This window comes from Phyllobacterium sp. CCNWLW183, assembly GCF_037203775.1.
In the GTDB taxonomy this organism is placed as follows: domain Bacteria; phylum Pseudomonadota; class Alphaproteobacteria; order Rhizobiales; family Rhizobiaceae; genus Phyllobacterium; species Phyllobacterium ifriqiyense.
In genome coordinates, this window is record NZ_JBBCBN010000007.1 from 183,464 (window position 1) to 200,920 (window position 17,457).

General features: G+C 50.2%; 15 protein-coding genes. 7 read left to right on the forward strand and 8 right to left on the reverse strand.

Annotation, left to right across the window (positions count from 1 at the left end; translation table 11 throughout):
* Positions 1 to 7 precede the first annotated feature (7 nt).
* From V9K95_RS16880 to V9K95_RS16895, 4 genes are all read left to right on the forward strand, one after another.
* Positions 8 to 1,252, forward strand: coding sequence for a glycosyltransferase family 4 protein (locus V9K95_RS16880; protein WP_336441431.1), 1,245 nt, complete (start codon positions 8 to 10; stop codon positions 1,250 to 1,252).
* The gene (locus V9K95_RS16885; RefSeq protein WP_336441430.1) at positions 1,249 to 2,379 is read left to right on the forward strand and encodes a glycosyltransferase family protein; all 1,131 of its coding nucleotides are present in this window, start codon (positions 1,249 to 1,251) and stop codon (positions 2,377 to 2,379) included. The genes V9K95_RS16880 and V9K95_RS16885 overlap by 4 nt, the downstream gene beginning before the upstream one ends.
* A 157-nt stretch (positions 2,380 to 2,536) precedes the next feature.
* Complete coding sequence (locus V9K95_RS16890) at positions 2,537 to 5,251, forward strand: ABC transporter ATP-binding protein (protein ID WP_336441429.1); 2,715 nt, start codon at positions 2,537 to 2,539, stop codon at positions 5,249 to 5,251.
* A gap of 33 nt (positions 5,252 to 5,284) precedes the next feature.
* Positions 5,285 to 5,752, forward strand: a complete 468-nt coding sequence (locus tag V9K95_RS16895; protein WP_115055113.1) for a cyclic nucleotide-binding domain-containing protein — start codon at positions 5,285 to 5,287, stop codon at positions 5,750 to 5,752.
* A 9-nt stretch (positions 5,753 to 5,761) separates the two neighbouring features.
* Here the strand turns inward: V9K95_RS16895 and V9K95_RS16900 are convergent, their stop codons facing one another.
* The gene (locus V9K95_RS16900) at positions 5,762 to 7,498 is read right to left on the reverse strand and encodes a metallophosphoesterase family protein (protein ID WP_336441428.1); all 1,737 of its coding nucleotides are present in this window, start codon (positions 7,496 to 7,498) and stop codon (positions 5,762 to 5,764) included.
* A gap of 205 nt (positions 7,499 to 7,703) precedes the next feature.
* On the opposite strand from V9K95_RS16900, the gene V9K95_RS16905 reads away from it, so the two are divergent.
* A complete protein-coding gene (locus V9K95_RS16905; RefSeq protein ID WP_115054952.1) occupies positions 7,704 to 8,534 on the forward strand; it encodes an MBL fold metallo-hydrolase in 831 nt (276 codons plus the stop codon).
* Between the two features lie 27 nt (positions 8,535 to 8,561).
* Here V9K95_RS16905 and V9K95_RS16910 read toward each other — a convergent pair whose 3' ends face one another.
* The 3 genes from V9K95_RS16910 to V9K95_RS16920 form a co-directional block, all read right to left on the reverse strand.
* Positions 8,562 to 9,311 carry a polysaccharide deacetylase family protein gene (locus V9K95_RS16910; protein ID WP_115054951.1) on the reverse strand — a complete coding sequence of 250 codons (750 nt, stop codon included), beginning with the start codon at positions 9,309 to 9,311 and terminating at the stop codon, positions 8,562 to 8,564.
* A complete protein-coding gene (locus tag V9K95_RS16915; protein WP_336441427.1) occupies positions 9,308 to 10,402 on the reverse strand; it encodes a glycosyltransferase family 4 protein in 1,095 nt (364 codons plus the stop codon). Before V9K95_RS16915 ends, V9K95_RS16910 begins: the two co-directional genes overlap by 4 nt.
* Positions 10,403 to 10,594: 192 nt before the next feature.
* On the reverse strand, positions 10,595 to 10,720 hold the full coding sequence (locus V9K95_RS16920) for a hypothetical protein (protein WP_336441426.1): 126 nt from the start codon (positions 10,718 to 10,720) through the stop codon (positions 10,595 to 10,597).
* Here V9K95_RS16920 and V9K95_RS16925 point away from each other — a divergent pair.
* On the forward strand, positions 10,704 to 12,335 hold the full coding sequence (locus V9K95_RS16925; RefSeq protein WP_336441425.1) for an adenylate/guanylate cyclase domain-containing protein: 1,632 nt from the start codon (positions 10,704 to 10,706) through the stop codon (positions 12,333 to 12,335). The two genes, V9K95_RS16920 and V9K95_RS16925, sit on opposite strands and share 17 nt — an antisense overlap.
* On the forward strand, positions 12,332 to 13,198 hold the full coding sequence (locus V9K95_RS16930; protein WP_336441424.1) for an FkbM family methyltransferase: 867 nt from the start codon (positions 12,332 to 12,334) through the stop codon (positions 13,196 to 13,198). Before V9K95_RS16925 ends, V9K95_RS16930 begins: the two co-directional genes overlap by 4 nt.
* Here V9K95_RS16930 and V9K95_RS16935 read toward each other — a convergent pair.
* From V9K95_RS16935 to repA, 4 genes are all read right to left on the reverse strand, one after another.
* Positions 13,178 to 13,660 carry a class I SAM-dependent methyltransferase gene (locus V9K95_RS16935; protein WP_115054948.1) on the reverse strand — a complete coding sequence of 161 codons (483 nt, stop codon included), beginning with the start codon at positions 13,658 to 13,660 and terminating at the stop codon, positions 13,178 to 13,180. The genes V9K95_RS16930 and V9K95_RS16935 overlap by 21 nt on opposite strands.
* A 95-nt stretch (positions 13,661 to 13,755) precedes the next feature.
* Positions 13,756 to 15,024: a plasmid replication protein RepC gene (repC, locus tag V9K95_RS16940; RefSeq protein WP_337345116.1), complete on the reverse strand. Its 1,269-nt coding sequence runs from the start codon at positions 15,022 to 15,024 to the stop codon at positions 13,756 to 13,758.
* Between the two features lie 159 nt (positions 15,025 to 15,183).
* Positions 15,184 to 16,188 carry a plasmid partitioning protein RepB gene (repB, locus tag V9K95_RS16945; protein WP_336441423.1) on the reverse strand — a complete coding sequence of 335 codons (1,005 nt, stop codon included), beginning with the start codon at positions 16,186 to 16,188 and terminating at the stop codon, positions 15,184 to 15,186.
* The gene (gene repA, locus V9K95_RS16950; RefSeq protein WP_336441422.1) at positions 16,185 to 17,408 is read right to left on the reverse strand and encodes a plasmid partitioning protein RepA; all 1,224 of its coding nucleotides are present in this window, start codon (positions 17,406 to 17,408) and stop codon (positions 16,185 to 16,187) included. The genes repB and repA overlap by 4 nt, the downstream gene beginning before the upstream one ends.
* Between the last annotated feature and the right edge of the window lie 49 nt (positions 17,409 to 17,457).

The following is a 17,457-nucleotide window of genomic DNA, read 5'->3' on the forward strand; positions in this document are numbered from 1 at the left end:
AAGCATTTTGACTGTACGCCGTAAAACACTGGTTGTTCTGAAGGGCTATCCGCGTCTTTCAGAAACCTTCATCGCGCAGGAACTGCTTGGGCTTGAACGTGCGGGATTTGACCTCACCCTTATATCCATGCGCAAGCCCACTGATAAGAAACGCCATCCAATACATGATGAGATCAAGGCTCGGGTCGTCTATTTGCCGGAATATCTTCATAACGAACCGCTGCGGGTATTACGCGGCCTGATTGGTAGTTGGAAGCGCCCCGGATTTCGACCGTTGCTTCGTCAATTCTGGGCTGATCTCATGCGTGATAAAACCCGCAATCGTTTTCGCCGGTTCGGACAAGCACTGGTACTGGCCCATGAATGGCCAGACGCCGGCGAATGGTTGCATGCACATTTTATCCATACGCCAGCATCAGTGACTGCCTATACAAGCATTTTGACCGGCGTTCCGTGGACCTGTTCCGCCCACGCTAAAGATATCTGGACTTCACCAGACTGGGAGCTAACCGAAAAACTGGCAAAGGCACGCTGGAGTGTTACCTGCACCCGTTCCGGTTTCGAGCATATGCGCCAACTTACTGATCGAAAAGATGAGGTACATTTAAGCTATCATGGGCTCGACTTGACCCGTTTTGGGCATTTCGACCAACGAAGATCCGACCGCGACGGCACCGATAAGTCTGATCCGGTGCGGATACTGAGCGTCGGCCGTGCGGTGCCGAAAAAGGGTTATGATATCCTTTTACAGGCGCTGGCTCAATTATCGCCTGATATCAATTGGCAGTTCACTCACATCGGTGGCGGTGATGAACTGTCCAAGCTCAAACCGCTCGCCGAATCACTTGGCATATCAGATCGCATCTATTGGAAAGGTGCCCTCGCTCAAGAAGAGGTGCTGAGCCACTACCGGCAGTCAGATATTTTTGCATTGGCATGTCGCGTAGCTGCAGACGGTGATCGCGATGGACTGCCCAATGTACTCGTCGAGGCGTCAAGTCAAAATCTCGTCTGCATCTCTACCAATATTTCGGGAATTCCAGAGCTGTTGACCGGTGGAGAAAACGGCTTTGTCGTGCCACCTGAGAACCCCCGTCTTTTGGCCGTCGCCATTGAGCGGGCCATCCGCGAGCCAGATTTGAGACATCGACTTGGTCTGGCTGCAGGGCGCCGCGTTCGAGAGCATTTCGACCATACTTCCAGTATCCGGCAGCTTACCCGGCTCTTTGAAGATGAGTGGCAGAAATCATGAAATCACCACGCGTCTTTTTTTACGTCCAGCATCTGCTTGGAATAGGACATCTGGCAAGGGCGAGTCATATTTCGCGCGCGCTTGTCGATGACGGCTTTGATGTAAGCATGGTTACCGGTGGATCAAATGTGCGAGGATTTCCTGGACCCGGCGTAAAGCAGATCGCTTTGCCGCCCTTGCTCGCGGGAAATGCTGGTTTCAACGGACTTGTCGACGGGAATGGCAAGCCTGCCGACGACGATTATCTCAACAATCGTCGCAAGCTTCTGCTTGAAGCTTTCCACGAAGTGCAACCCGATATCGTGATAGTTGAAGCCTTCCCTTTTGGCCGACGACAAATGCGCTTTGAGCTTATGCCGCTGTTGGAAGCTATCAAGACCGCTTCTCCAAGGCCAATATTGTTGGCATCAGTACGCGATATACTTCAGGAGCGGACAAAGCCGGGACGCGATGAAGAAACCGTCTCGCTGATCAAGTCGCATTTTGATCACGTCCTGGTCCATGGCGATCCCAATTTTATAGCTCTGCCCGACACTTTTCCATTGGCAGAGCTGATTGCTGACAAGGTTCTTTATACAGGGCTTGTAACCGGACCGGCTCCCTCGCCTGCCGATGACAATTTTGATATTGTCGTCTCGGCAGGCGGAGGTGCTGTCGGTGCGGAACTTCTTCGATCCGCATATCAGTGCGCCGTCCAATCCGGTTTTAAGGGCAGCTGGTGCCTTATCGCTGGCCCCAATCTTCCCGAGCCTGATTTTGCAGCTCTATCCGCTGAAGCACCTGACAACGTCACCGTTGTGAGATTTCGTCAGGACTTTCCTGGTCTGCTTCAAAACGCACGACTTTCAATTTCCCAAGCCGGTTACAATACGGTTTGCGATATACTTCGCGCCAAATGCCGTTCGATCCTCGTTCCGTTCACCGCAGGGGGTGAAACAGAGCAAAGTGTTCGCGCTACGCGCCTTGAATCTCTCGGCTTGGCAATTGCACTACCGGAAGGCGGCTTGAACAGCGATATTCTTACAAGCGCCATTGCGTCTGCCGTCAACGAGGCGCATTGGCCAAAACACAACTTGGACTTGAATGGTGCTCAGCAGACCGCAGCATTATTGCGGCGCATGCTCTGAGACTGATTTGTCAGAATAAGCACCTACAGTGCCGTGTTATATGGCGTCATTGGCTTTGATGATGTAAGTTCAGGTGATTCAGCCCACAAGGTCATCTCCACCGCGCCGCCTGTTTCACGATCTAAATTACTGCTGACGTCACAGCTTACGGTTGTTCATGGAAAAAAGTTTAACTCGGTATATCTGGTCGAATACACGACTACAGCAGATATGGATTTTGATCGTTGTAGCCGTTTCAATGATCCCGTATTTCCTATCGTTCGATTTGCCAAAGCAGATTGTCAACGGTCCCATACAAGGTACCGGCTTTGAATCGCCTGGAGCGACGCAGACCTTTATGCGTATCCGGTACGATATTCCTTATGTGGGCGAAGTTACATTCTTTAACGGTCTCGAACTGACCCGCTTCGAGACATTGATGGCGCTCAGCCTGGTTTTCCTCCTTCTTGTCATCGTGAATGGGCTCTTCAAGCTTTATATCAATACCTATAAAGGCCGCCTTGGTGAGCGAATGCTGCGGCGTATCCGCTTTGAACTGATCGATCGTGTACTCCGGTTTCCCCCGTCTCAATTCAAGCGGGTAAAGTCGGCAGAAATTGCCACCATGATCAAGGATGAAGTTGAGCCGATGGGTGGCTTCACCGGCGACGCATTTGTGCAGCCTGCCTTGCTTGGGGGGCAGGCTTTAACCGCTCTTGTCTTCATCATCATGCAGAACTTCTGGCTTGGAATGATCGCGGCCGGGATTGTAGCCATACAGGGCGTCGTTATTCCGCGCATGCGCAAGCGATTGCTGGAGCTTGGACGGCAGCGACAGCTGACGGCTCGCGAGTTATCAGGTCGTGTGGGTGAAATTGTCGATGGCATTGGCACCATTCACGGCAATGATACCTCTAACTACGAACGCGCCGATATAGCGGCGCGTCTGGGACTTATATTCTCAATCCGGTACGATCTTTATCAATGGAAATTTTTGGTCAAGTTCATCAATAATTTTCTGGCGCAAGTCACCCCGTTTTTGTTCTACTCCATCGGTGGTGTTTTGGCTTTGCAGGGCAGACTGGATATTGGCCAGCTCGTTGCCGTGATCAATGCATACAAGGATTTACCTGGGCCATTGAAAGAGTTGATCGATTGGGATCAGGCGCGTCAGGATGTTCAGGTTAAGTACGCTCAGGTCGTCGAGCAGTTTAATGTGGACCGATTGGTTGATCCCAGGATTCAAGCTCTCGCGCCTACTCCGGCAGGTCGCCTTGAACATTCTTTGCATGCAGTCAATCTAACTGTTCTGGACGATAGCGGCGCACCCCTGCTCAATCATATCTCGGTTGAGATAAATCCTTCTGAAACTGTTGCCGTCGTTGGCAACAGCGCCAGTGGAGCTGAAGCCCTCGCGGAAGCGTTTGCCCGGTTGGTCTGGCCAGATCAAGGACGTATAACGATTGACGGAACCGATTTGCTTGAACTGCCCGAGTCAGTCACGGGCCGCAGGATCGCTTATGCCGCATCTGATACTTATTTCTTCCATGGAACACTTCGCGACAATCTTCTCTACGGGCTTAAACACGCCCCTTTGACGAAGGTCGAATATGAAGGAAAGCAGGCGATCAACTATAAATGGAACATCAATGAGGCACGCCGCGCCGGCAACCCAGAACTCGATCTCAACAGCGACTGGGTGGATTATACCTCTGCGGGTGTGACCGGTCCTCACGACCTTTTCAAAGTAGTGCGACCCGTTCTCGATGCGGTCATGATTTCGCAGGATATTCAGGATATGGCGCTGCGATCATTGGTCAATACCGCCACGCATAGCGATCTTACCGATAGAATCGTCGAACTGCGTGAAGCCCTTCGCAAACGGCTAAAGAAAGAGGGCCTCGAAGATCTGGTCGTTCCGTTCAAGCTGAAAGAGTACAACCCACAAGCGACCATCGGGGAAAATCTTCTGTTCGGCACGATGAAACGCCCCATGATGACCAACCGGAAACTTGCGGCTCATCCATACTTCCGCTCGGTTCTGCGAGAGAACGACCTTTATATTGATCTGTATTTCATGGGTCTGGAAATCGCTTCGAACGCCGTGGAGCTGTTCCAGGATTTGCCGCCAGATCACCCGTTCTTCCAACAGCTGACATTCATGACGGCTGACGACATTCCAGCCTACCAGATTCTTCTGCAGAAATTGCAGGGCCGTGGATTCGAAGCGGCCTCCCCAGAAGAACGCTCAAACATTATCCGGTTGAGCTTTTCTTATATCGAGCCAAGGCACCGCTTTGGTTTGCTGAATGATGAACTAATGGCCAAGATTGTAGATGCGCGGGCCCGCTTCCATGAAAACTTACCTGCGGACCTCAAGGAAGTCATCGAACGCTATGACCCAAAGAAGTTCATCTCATCCGCAACACTCTTGGACAATGTCCTTTTCGGACGAGTTGGATTTGCGCAAGCGGATGGTACCGACAAACTGCGCGATATAATGCGTGACATCTTCAATAAGCTCGGTCTTTTCGAGAGCGTTCTTTCCATTGGCCTTGATTTCGACGTAGGGTCAGGCGGCAAGCGCCTGACAAATGTTCAGCGTCAGAAATTAAATGTGGCGCGTGCCCTGCTTAAACGATCCGACTATTTGATTTTTAATCGCCCGCTTCCAGCACTCGACCAACGGATTCAGGATAAGATCACTCACAACATTATGGAGAATCTTCACGAAGAGGGCCATTCACCGTCGATCATTTGGGTGCTTTCCAATACGAGCCTGGCCAAGCTGTTCGACAGAGTCATAGTATTTGACAATGGGGCACTGGTGGAAGACGGAACGCATGCTACTCTTCTGGAGAAAAACGGTGTATTTAAACAATTGGCTTCATAAAATCCGATGACTGTCACAGGGGATGCTACGCATATGCTGCTCAAAGACGAAGTGGAAATGTTGCGGCGGGTGCCACTGTTTTCGGGCGTTGCTCCCGCAAAACTGAAACTTCTCGCATTTACATCGGAGCGCGTAAGCTACAAGTCTGGCCAAGTACTGTTCAATCAAGGTGATCCAGCTGATGCCGCCTATGTGATATTGTCAGGCGCAGCTGACATTCTCGCCGACAGCCCGAGCGGCGAGATAAAGGTCGCCGAGATCGAACATGATTCAATCGTTGGCGAGATTGCGATCCTTTGTGATGTCTCCCGCACCGCTACGGTCAGGGCAAACTCGCCGCTGGAGGCCCTGCGGATAAGCAAAGACCACTTTATCAAGCTCCTGAGCGATTATCCGGAAATGACGATCGAAATCATGCGCGTTCTTGCAGACCGTCTAAGCCATACAACAACCGAACTCAGTGAAGCTCGCAGCAAACAAAAGCAGCACGCTTCCAAGTAATTATTACCGCTATTGACGTATTACTTGGCCCGTCTGAAGCGAAACAGAGAAATTGCGGGACGGTAGCCCCGACATATATGCTGCCATCATTCGAAACATTGTGGCAAACATGCGTTTGGGTTCCCCGTCCTTACTGGTGTCGGATTTGTAGGCTTCGATCAACAATCGATACATCGCCATTCTGTCTGCTGATATCCAGTCTAAAGCCATCTCGCTGCCCATTCGCAAGCGATACCAGTCGCCAATCATATCGAGAGCTGGCACGGAATCCATTTTTCCCAGGGTTTCCGGCACCAAATTTGAGCAGGAACGTTCAGCCTTCAATGTCGGAATGATTTCGTCCCAATCCATGATCTTCTCGGACCGAGCCAGCAGAAACAGATCACCAAGATTCAACTGCCTAGCCACTTGTGCAAGTTTTGGCGGCCATTCCCGCTTCAAATAGCGATGTATGATCAATTGATCCACGTGAGCCGATAGAAACTCGCCATAGTCACTGGCATCCAGCATAGAGCCGACATTCTTTTTTGTGACAGCGATTTCAGTTCGGTACTGACGGTTGATCCTGTTATCTATTGGCACATCGCACAATGAAACTGTCTCGACATTCATCATTTCATCTTCAATCGTTAGAATCTTAAACGCTGGAGGAAATGCAACAAGGGAAGGTACACCTATATTCGTTAAAGTGCCTTTGATGTTCGAAACTCTGGCCGTGTCATTCACATGGAGATGGCCACTGAAATGTATGGACACTCCAGCTTCTATAACTGTGTCAGCGACCTTTCCGGACGGTGTTCGCCTGACAGAACTTGTCATACCAAACAATGTCTTTTCGTCTGCCGCAGTATTATCCATCATGTCGATCATTGGATAATGGGAGAAAGCCAGAAGTGTTTTCCCCTCAAGTCTGGCCCTTGCTGAAACATCTTTCATCCAATCCACGATGAAAGGTTTATGAACAAGCATAGCATTCCAGCCCGCATTTGTGCTGTCTATGAATGCAGCAGCACCTGCATTTGAAAGATCGCCATTGTTAGGTTCAAACACATTGGCATCTATCATAAGCAGCCAAAGATTTGGTACCGGTTCAACCAGATAGGATGCATCCATCAGTTGATATTCATTTTTCCCATCAGCGGAATAGGCATTATAAAGGCGGCTCTCCCAGTCGGTATCTCTTCCAAAAGGCGTTTCCCAATGGATGGCATCTGTTTTTGAAAAAAAGCCTAGATCGGGAAGCTCTTGCAAGCCTGCAGGGTATCCCAAACAGTACATTTTATCGCTGAACACCATCGCCTCGGCGTCTTCATCGATAAATTCACTGTCGCTGGCGACGGTCGTATAGGTGCCATTCGCGTTGAGAAATCGCTTGGCATGATGACGGCCGTTTTGGCCAAAAATGTCGTGATTTCCTGCCGTTCCGACGAAAACGAGGCCATGATCTTTGCTGTAACTGTCGAGCAATTTTTTAAGTGCTGAAATTGTACTGATTTGACCATCGTCGGAATAGTCGCCGAGTAAAACGACGAGGTTGATATCTCGGGCCACGATTTTATCAAGCGCACTCCTTAGTGCCTGGTAACTCTCATTGAAAACGCGGGTAGAGCGCATCGTATCAGTTAGCCTGCGGGCTATCATCCGACGGCCCTCGACCTCTATCCCCTCAAAATCATAATCGCCATAGAGATCGTGGAAATGAGCATCTGCAATAACGGCGATACGAGCAAATTTGGATGAAGTCATGAGCGAGCCGTTCAAGTGATAAACTATTCTATTTGTATTGGTTAATTGTCATAAACCTTAAAAAGCAAGTTGCTATCGCCTACATATCAACAGAAGCGAATTTTTAATGCGTAGCCTGTCAATAAAAAGGAATACAAGCCTCGCATAACGATCACAGTTTGACTACGATATCCCCCAAAATGGGGAACTAGGTGTAAAGAGCAGAATGAACGACCAAGTATTTCGGGTGAAATTCTGGGGAACGCGAGGCAGTGTTTCGGTTTCGGGGCCGGAGTTCGTAAGGTATGGTGGAAATACTGCCTGCATTGAAGTTCAGTGCGGAAACCGCCGATTAATTTTTGATACCGGCTCGGGTGTGCGGCAGGCTGGCGAAGCTTTGTCACGGGAAGGCGTCGAACAGCTCGATATCATTTATACCCATAGTCACTACGACCATATTATCGGCCTGCCCTATTTCACGCCTCTTTATAATCCCATGATGAGCGTCCGTCTCTGGTCCGGCCATCTGGCAGGGCAAATGACGACAGGACAAATGATCAAGCAGTTCATGCGTCCGCCATGGTTTCCGATAGAATCCGATATTTGCCAAGCCTGTATCAACTTCCAGGATTTTCGTACCGGGGACACTCTCACTCCGTTTGAAAAGGTTGTCATACGCACAGATAAACTCAACCATCCGGGTGGCTGTGTCGGTTACAGGATCGAATGGGCGGGGCGTGTCCTCGCGCTGATATTCGATACTGAGCATGTTGATGGCGAATTGGATCCCGCCGTTCTCGGGCTCATCCAGGATGCTGACCTCGTTGTTTATGACTGTACGTATACCGAAGACGAGATGCCGCGGCGCTTTGGTTACGGCCACTCAACATGGCAACACGGAGTCAAGCTGGCGGAAGCTGCAAAAATCGGCAAACTGGCCTTGTTCCATCACGCGCCTTCCCGGACGGATGACGAGATTGACGAATTTGAACGACTTGCAAAGGTGCGTTTCGAACAAACATTTGCGGCACGTGATTTTCAGGTCATTGATCTTTAGGGCCTATGCATCTGAAGCAGGAAGGCTTTAAATCAGTTCCGCTGCCGAGACCCAGCGGCATCCTCCTGTCTCAGTCGTAATTTCGAACAGCCGCTTCAAGAAAATCCAGGCGGATTCGTCGTGGACGAGGTGATGACCCAAAATACCAATGGTACTGTCATCACCTTCAAAACGTCCACGCATTTCCATGACTATCTCGGCGACCAGCTCATTGTGGTCCCGACAGCCGCGAGTGCCATGCCAATCAATCAAATCAATGTGGGTGTTCACGGCCGGAATATGCCCTTGGCCAGCGCTTCCCTTCCCAAAAACTGAAAGCGCCGCAAATCCCACACTGTTTAAGTGCGGTAGCAATGAAGAATCAATACGATTCCATGGCGGCACAAGTATCGGCAAAGCTTGTTTGGGGAACAACTTAGCGATGCGACTCCTTCCCTCATCAAGTTCGTGGAGCACTACTTTCAAAAGTCGATGATCACCCAGCTCCTGTTTCTTTTCGCCTTTCCCAGCATGGTTTTCGTGCGACCAGCCGTGTGTCGCAACGGCGGCAAAACGCTCGGGCTTTAACAGGTCGGCAAGCGGCGCACCAGCCAAAGACGGTATCACCGCCAATAGTACGGGGACCTCATACTGATTGCTCAGCATCAGCAAACGGTTCAGAGCATCGCTAGGCTCCACGGCATCATCATCGCGTAACCAAAATTGCACGCTCCGACTAGCATTTATCCAGCGAGACAGCTCGTCTCGCAACGGTTGCCAAACGGCATCTTCAATCATCGCTCTTGTTCCGTATAAGATCTCAACAGGAGATTTAACTGCGCTGATGCCAGTTCAAGCGAACGCTCTTTGAAAACAAATTGTCTTGCTGCATTTCCCATAACCAAGCGCTGCTCATTGTTAAGAGATAAATGCTCAATTGCTCTGCTAAAGGCAGCCACATCATTTTCTGGCGTAAGAATTCCTGTTACTCCGTTTTTTACAACTTCTGGAACACCTGCCACTGCTTGAGCTATAACCGGCAGGCCAGCTGCCTGTGCTTCAAGATAAGCAATTCCATAGGCTTCGCCAAAACCCGGCCAGACATATATGTCCGATTCATAGAGGATTTTCGTGACTTCCCGGGATTGTTGTTGCCCGAGCCATTCTATGCGATCTTCTCTTATACCGGCAAAACAAGCCTTCACCATGGCGCTGGCAGGGCCGTCGCCAATAATCCTCAATCTCCAGGGCATATCACCCAGAAGCGCCAGAGACGCTGCCAGCATCCGGTAGCTTTCCAGTTTGTCACCCGACCTCATCATGGCAACGGTAACAAGTTGATTGGTAGTAACCGCAGTTGGCTCATCCGAAAAAGCCGCAATGTCGATAAATGGCGGCAATCTTTTCAAGCGCTTTTTAGATACGATCTGCTCAAGTCCGACCTCATCTCTTCGCGTGAAACAGATGTTTACTGCGGCCTGCCGAACGCCATTGACAACATATGATTGCTGTTCTGCCCACTCCTCATCATCGCGGCGTTTGGAATATGAGGCCTCGGCAGTAATGTAAGGCAGTTCAAACATAGTCGCCAAACTCGGCCCCACCAGATCCGGTGCTTTATAATAGGGATGGTACGTAAACCATAGATCGGGCTTGTTTCCCAATTGCCATAGATCTGCGAGCCGACCGCGCTCCTGTTCTGCACCGCCGCGGATCGTGGATAGAAGAGTCTGATCAGGCGTTTTGGTAAAGCTTCTTAGTTCCGAGGCGATCTCTACGCGGTGGCCCGCCCTTTGCATTGCCCGGATTAAAAGCCGTGCCATGGCACGGTCCCCCGAAGGAACAGGATGATTAGGAGATTTCAACGGAGCATAAAAAGCAATGTGCATGTGCGAAGCAATATAACCTTCTCAACAAACCTGCCGCACCATGCGGGAAGATAAACTGCTTCACAAGGGCTCGGCCCCGATGCTGACGTTTGCAGTCGCTGCAAAATATCGTCAACGATTAAGGCTTTGTCTTGCCATTTTTAACGGGCAGAGCGAGTGCATCGCCCTACTCGCCAAACCACATCGGGTCAACTAAGCTAACCAGACAGAAATTGCTACGGATTTCATGACAGCTTTTGCCACCAATACAATCAGTTCCGAACGATCATTGCGCAGAATACGCTTGATCTCGGGGCTGATTATGCTCGCTTTTGTCATGCTTCATCTAGCCAACCATTCGCTTAATCTGATCTCTCTTAAAGCTGCGGAAGAGGGACGTCACTGGTTTCTCGCAATTTGGAGAAATCCGGTAGGCACAATCCTGTTTTACGGAGCTGCAGTCACTCACGTAGCGCTTGTCATGAGATCAATTTATCTGCGTCGCACATTGGTCATGCCATTGCGAGAAGCCAGCCAAATCATACTCGGGCTATTAATTCCCGCTCTGTTGATTGAACATGTCGTCAGCACACGCATCCGATATGAGATCGTCGGTCTGCACGACACATATGAATTTGTCATCAGAAGTCTATGGGTTGAATCCTCCGGCAACGCTTTAAGACAATCCTTGGCGCTTCTGGTTGTATGGGCGCATGGATGCATTGGCGTACACTTTTGGTTGCGGTATCGCGACTGGTATTCCCGAGCAGCTCCATTCTTTTTGACGCTAGCAATTCTGCTGCCGGTTCTTGGCCTTTTGGGTTTTGCATATACGGGGAGAATTCTTGCCAGCGAACCTGTCCAGTCGAGCTACGGCAGCGGTTATTCTCCAATTGGCTCTCACGGCGGCGGTATTGTCAGCCCAGCAGCAGCGCAGCAGCTGATGGTAATAAAGTTCATGTTCTATGGGCTTTTTGCTGCGAGTCTGTTGAGCGTGTTAACCCTGCGCCTTATCCGCAGTTGGCGCGAACGTTTCGATCAAATCGAGATACGCTACCCTGAGGGCCAAACAGTTCGCGTTCCCCGCGGCTTTAGTGTTCTTGAAGCAAGCCGGATCGGCGGTATCCCTCACTATGCAGTGTGTGGTGGAAAGGGGCGCTGCTCCACATGCCGAGTCCAAATAATCGAAGGTGGCGATACGCTGTTGAAACCGGACGCGACTGAACAGGCAACCTTGAACCGCATCAATGCCGACCCTGATGTTCGGCTCGCTTGTCAGCTGCGTCCCTTGAATAACATCAGCATTGTTCCATTGTTGGTGCCAACTCTGGAGAGCAACTTGCCTGCCAATAGCCAGCAAGTTAATCCTGGCCGCGAGCAAGAAATCGTCATTCTTTTTTGTGATATTCGTAACTTCACCACTCTTACCGAAGCGCAGCTACCCTACGATGTAGTTTTCCTGCTTAACCGCTATTTTGCTATCATAGGCCAAGCAGTGGAACAGGCTGGCGGCCGTTTAGACAAGTTTATCGGCGACGGCGCCATGGCTTTGTTTGGACTGCAAGGGCGACCGGAAGATGCATGTCGGCAAGCGCTCAAGGCCTGCGCAATTATCATTCGTGAGATAGACCGGCTGAGCGATGAACTTTCGACAGGTCTAGCTATCCCTCTGCGCGTCGCAATCGGCGTTCACTCGGGACCTGCAATTGTGGGCGCCATGGGCTACAGCAATGTGAAGAGCTTAACCGCAATAGGTGATACTGTGAATGTTGCAAGCCGACTTGAAACAATTGCCAAAGAGCTCAATGTAACGCTTGTTGTGTCAGAACCGACAATCGAGAAAGCCGGCTCCGATACCAGTCAGCTCGAAGGCCGTGAAATAACGGTGAGAGGACGAGCCGAACCACTCAGAATCTACGTTGTTACTCAACAGATGAGCGCCTCTTTCCTATGAAAAACCGGTGGGTCCGACGCTTTAATAAGTGGAAATTCGATCTTGTCGCCCGCTTCTTCGATACCAGGTATGGCCGCGAGCTCTTGATCAATACAATTGGTCCACGGGTCGTTAATTTGACCGTTAATTGTGGCGATCATCTTATGACAGTGTCTCCACACGACTACATTGGGAAGAAAGTTTTTCGCAAAGGCAATTTTGAGCGAGATCACGTTGACCGGTTACTTTCAACTCTCCGGGAAAAGAAGCTTTTGAGCGGTGAAAGTACTTTGCTTGAGATTGGCGGGAACATCGGAACCCAAACGATCTATTTTGCACTGAGCCAGGTATTTTCACGGATCATCAGCATAGAAGCCGATCCTCGCAACTTCGAACTGTTGCAACACAATATTTCTCAGAACCATCTGCAGGCTAAAATACTTCCAATACAATGCGCTGCTGGCGACGTTGAAGGCGAGATTGATTTTTTCCAACATCAGAACAATCACGGGAAAAGCAGTACTTCCAGGAAAAGCAAGCACGATCATAAAATCACCGTGCCTGTAAAACCCGTAGACACAATTCTCTCCGAAGCAAATATATTGCCGCAAGAAATCGGCCTTATATGGATGGATATTGAAGGATACGAACCGGTTGCTTGTAACTCCATGCAGACGCTATTAAAGAGAAAAATACCGCTCTATATGGAGTTTTCACCGATATTTTACGGCCGGGAACAATCCATCGCTTTCACGCAGTATCTGGGCCGCTTTTACGAGGATTGCCTCATTTTTCGCGAAGATCACGTCGAGGCAATCAAAGTTTCTGCTCTCCCGCTTACCGAACCTCAGTTTGACATTCTGCTACTCAACGCGCCGATATAGGAAATAACGACCTGGCTTTACGCTTGCAGGAAGCGGCAATTGTTCGAGTGCTGGATGACGCAGCTCAAGCCCGCTGGCCACAATTCCCTGCGGCGCCAAAAGCGCCACCGCCAATTGCGGCAGCCATGTCAGTGTCACAGCATCCTTCTCGTCATATCCGGTACCAATATCAGCATGAACAAGTGCCGCATCCACGCCGACGAATGTTTGTGCCGTGTCACGTATCTCGCCAATAATCAGGTTATCCGGCTGAGGCGTAGAACTCTTGTGTGATCCGACAGCACGATCAAAAGCAATAATTCTTCGGTCTGGAAATCTTTCACGGAGATGGTCATAAGTTCGACCATTTCCGAGACCCAACTCGATCACAGGCCCGTCCAAATACTTCACACCATCACAAATATGATTGAGGATATCGCGCTGTGCTGTCATCCGGCGGATAAAACTGTCGAGTCTGCTCATATTCTGTTCCGTCATTCCATCGAAGAGTGGCTTATCATGCCAATTGCAAATCCGTCGATCACCAAGCGATCATAAAAAATTGCTCGTACCCATCTTTATCCAGCCTCCGCCTCATGTTTGATTGTACTCGCCCGGAGTAAGCCCATCAGCAATGGACCTGACGAGAAGGAGCCGGCCCGGGCCTTATCTGTCAGCGCGCGCAGATATCCGCCCGGACTTAAAATACTTTCACCCTTTTGAAGGATCGCCGAAACAACAATTGCCGCTTCATTGGGACCGAATATCTCCATGGCCTGGTTCCAGGCATCAGGGCTAATCCCGAGGGTTACCCGAACAAGATTTGCGGTTTGTATGAGATCAGGCCAACTATTTATCCCGCCGAGTGCGTAATCGATTATGTCAGGGCAAGCTTTTAGGACCAGTCCCAGCGGAAAGGCTTTTGGCGGCTTTAAACCGCTGCGCATCGGTTGATGTGAACTGAGCAGTTCTTTGGTATCAGCTTCATCATTCCAATCCGGATGATCACCACGATCTGCTCCTTGGTCTTTTCTAAAGCCAGGTTCAAAATCAAATTTAGAGTCTGAGTTTTGATTCTGTATGTGCCGTTCATTTTGAACGTCACTGGCGGTTGATTTAGCTGAATTATTATTGAATTCCAATAACTTCTCAACATCTGCGCGCAAATCGGCCAGACTCACTGCCAATGCCTCGAGACCTACCCTGTCCAAACCTCTTAGGAGCGGGCGCGCAAGGGGCATAAATCTCTCGCTGAGGGCATCCCAAGGGCCTTCAAAAGCCTGTTCCTCAGCAAAGATAATCATCTTGGCAATATCTCTACGATGAAGACTTACCTGCTCTCGCAAGATGCGTCTTGCCAGATCCTCAGCGCGAATAGTTGCAGCAAGTTGCTCGTACTCGATTGCCTTTACCACCAAAGGCAGCAGGTCAAAGCCGAATGCGGTCTTCAACTCACCTTCCTGATCGCGGCGAACATAGCGCTTTCCATTCGGGCTATCGCGCCGAATGATCATTCCGGCCTCCACCAAGGAGGCAAGATGCCTGCGCAATGTAACTGGTGCCATCCCGTGGCAACGCAAGGATAGTTCCCTATTTGACGGAAAAACGATGAGATTCGCTGTGCTATCCAACTCATTCGGTTTGTGAAAACTGAGCAATGCGTGAAGCACCGCCAACGCTCGATCTGAAATGCCCAGCAGTGGTCGAGCTTCTGTAATCATGCGGAAAAGTTTCCATTTGTCCGCGACTACATTGACGTCACAATTCTTGACCTCCGTTTGCGCATCCAGCATGGCATACGACATTGGTCGGCGCCCAAAGGGCGTCGTTGTCATTTCCCTGTTCATTGCTTTCACCCTCAATCAGGCAAAAGAAATCTGCTCGCCGAAACGGCGTTAAACGCTTGACAGTGATTCTCGGAAATGCGATTCTCAAGTTGCTTAGACTTTGAGAGGGCTTCCGTGACGTCAGTTTCGGGGGCCTTTTCTTTTGCGATTTCTCTCCAGTTAGAGTTCTCTAATACGCGGTTCACTTTTTTCGCCGCGAAGAAAAGCGGCATAGATCTCAGGCAGATGTGTTATTAAATAATTCCCGAATTCAGGGGCCAGGGTTTCATCGATAGTCAGCTTCGTTTTGCCGTTGGCTTGTTCAATCTGCGCATAGGACAGGCCTTCTTTGGACTTCAATGGATGGATCGAAGGACCGGATTTTCGCGGCAACAGGCTTTTGAGAACCAAAGCGAAGCGGGCATCGCTATCAAGGCGAAGCAACCGCTCCACATCAACTCTGTCTCTCCAGGGAGTATTGTCTTTTTGCAGCAGCTGGGAGAGTTGTTCCCAACGAGGCCGCCCTACTTTCGGAGCAGGGCCGATTATTTGAATGAGATCTTCCGGCAGAGAATTTGCTACAGCGATCATTGTTGACAAATTGCCTTTGTGAACTGCAAGGGCAGCCATAAGGGCGTTGCGGTCAATGCCATGCGCTTCCAATTTTGCTGCAAACAGTGCACGCTCAATGAAGGAAAGGTCTTTTCTCTCCAGATTTTCCTTGCCTTGCGCGACAATCAATTCTTCATCGGAAAGATTGCGAACAATTGCTTTAACAGGCCTGCCTAGGGCACGAAGCGCTGCAAGGCGCCTGTGCCCATAGGCTACCTGATAACGACGTTCATCGAGTGGATTTGGGCGTACCAGAATTGGAACTTGCTGGCCGTGTTCTTCAATGCTGGCCTTAAACTCATTGAAGTCACCCGCATCGACATCATCAAGTCGATCACGAACAAACGAACCGTCGATCAGACTCGCCTCGATTTGGACGATATGCTCACCAGAAGCAATTTGATCACGCAATGCCTGCGCCTCATCAGCATCCTCCGACAGGCTTTGCAACGACAATCCCATGGCCTTCAGTGAGCCAGACTTTTGGGTAGGCTTGGCATGACGATGTTCGGTATGTGACGCATCATTGATGGGCGTCATCATAGCTTTAAGAGCGTCTCTACGTTTATTCACAGAGCCCTCCCCCATGCATCGCGCACCAGTTCTTCTATCTCAAGATTCACTGCATCGAGCGCTTCAATTGCCCTGTCATAGGTTGCACGCGTGAAATACTCCCGGCCAACCTCGTACAATGTCTGTTTCGTCAGTCCCGCATCCGAGATCGCAGTAGATTTCAAGAGTGCGTTCGTTAGAACCCGCTCGCCAAAAAGGCTTTTCAACAAACCAACAATCTGGCCTTGCGGACCATCGCTCGGTTCATATCGTGTAACCACATAGCGGAAAAAATCGTAATCGGCATCACCGCCAGCCTGCTCAACAACCTCAAGCAAACCTGCTGTCATGTGTAGAAACTGCGACATCGAAGCGACATCGAGCATTTGGGGATGAATTGTTACAAGCACACTTCGCGCCGCGCACAGAGCAGATAGCGTAAGGAAGCCAAGCGAAGGCGGGCAATCCAAAACAACAACATCGTAGCGATCGTCTACCGTTGCCAAAGCATTGGCTATGCGGGAAAAGAAAAGTCTTTCCGTTCCCCGGCGCCGCTCCGCAAGAATACGTGGCGTATCGTGCTCGAACTCCTGTAGCTCTAAATTGCCAGGAATGATGTCGAGCCCAGCGAAATAAGTTTTGCGGATAATGTCCGCAATCGGCCGCTGCTGATCATCATAGCGAATAGCACCATAGATCGTATCGTTGTCTTCCAAATCGAATTCAGGCTGAATGCCGAATAAAGCAGACAACGAGGCCTGTGGATCAAGGTCGATAGCCAGCGTTCGATAGCCTCGCATTGCAAAATATTGCGCAACATGAGCCGCGGTCGTCGTCTTGCCCGAGCCACCTTTAAAGTTCGTCACGGCAATGACCTGCATATGTTCGTTGCCTTGGCGAGACGGCAGATAACTCTTTTTTGACTTAGCCAAGTAGCGCCGTATCTCATGAACCTGTTCAAGAGAATATAAACGGCGACCGCCAGAGGTTTTTTCAGCCTCAGGTCCTTCGCCGGCCAATGACAGATGCCGGATATAGGCGTCGGTAATACCGATCAGGCGAGCAGCTTCACCTGACGTAAACTTTCTCAATTCTTTTTCTGCAGTTGGCGGGAAAGCACGCGACCGCAGCTCCTGTAGCTGCGCGCTAAGAAGATCTGCGTCCGCCTCGACCAATCGCGTAAGCGAGCGGACTTTCTTGCCGGTACGGTGGCTCTGGTCTTTTTCAGTTGGAGACAACATACACGCTTAAAACCCAATTTCTGATATCAAAGCGTAAATTCAACTGAGT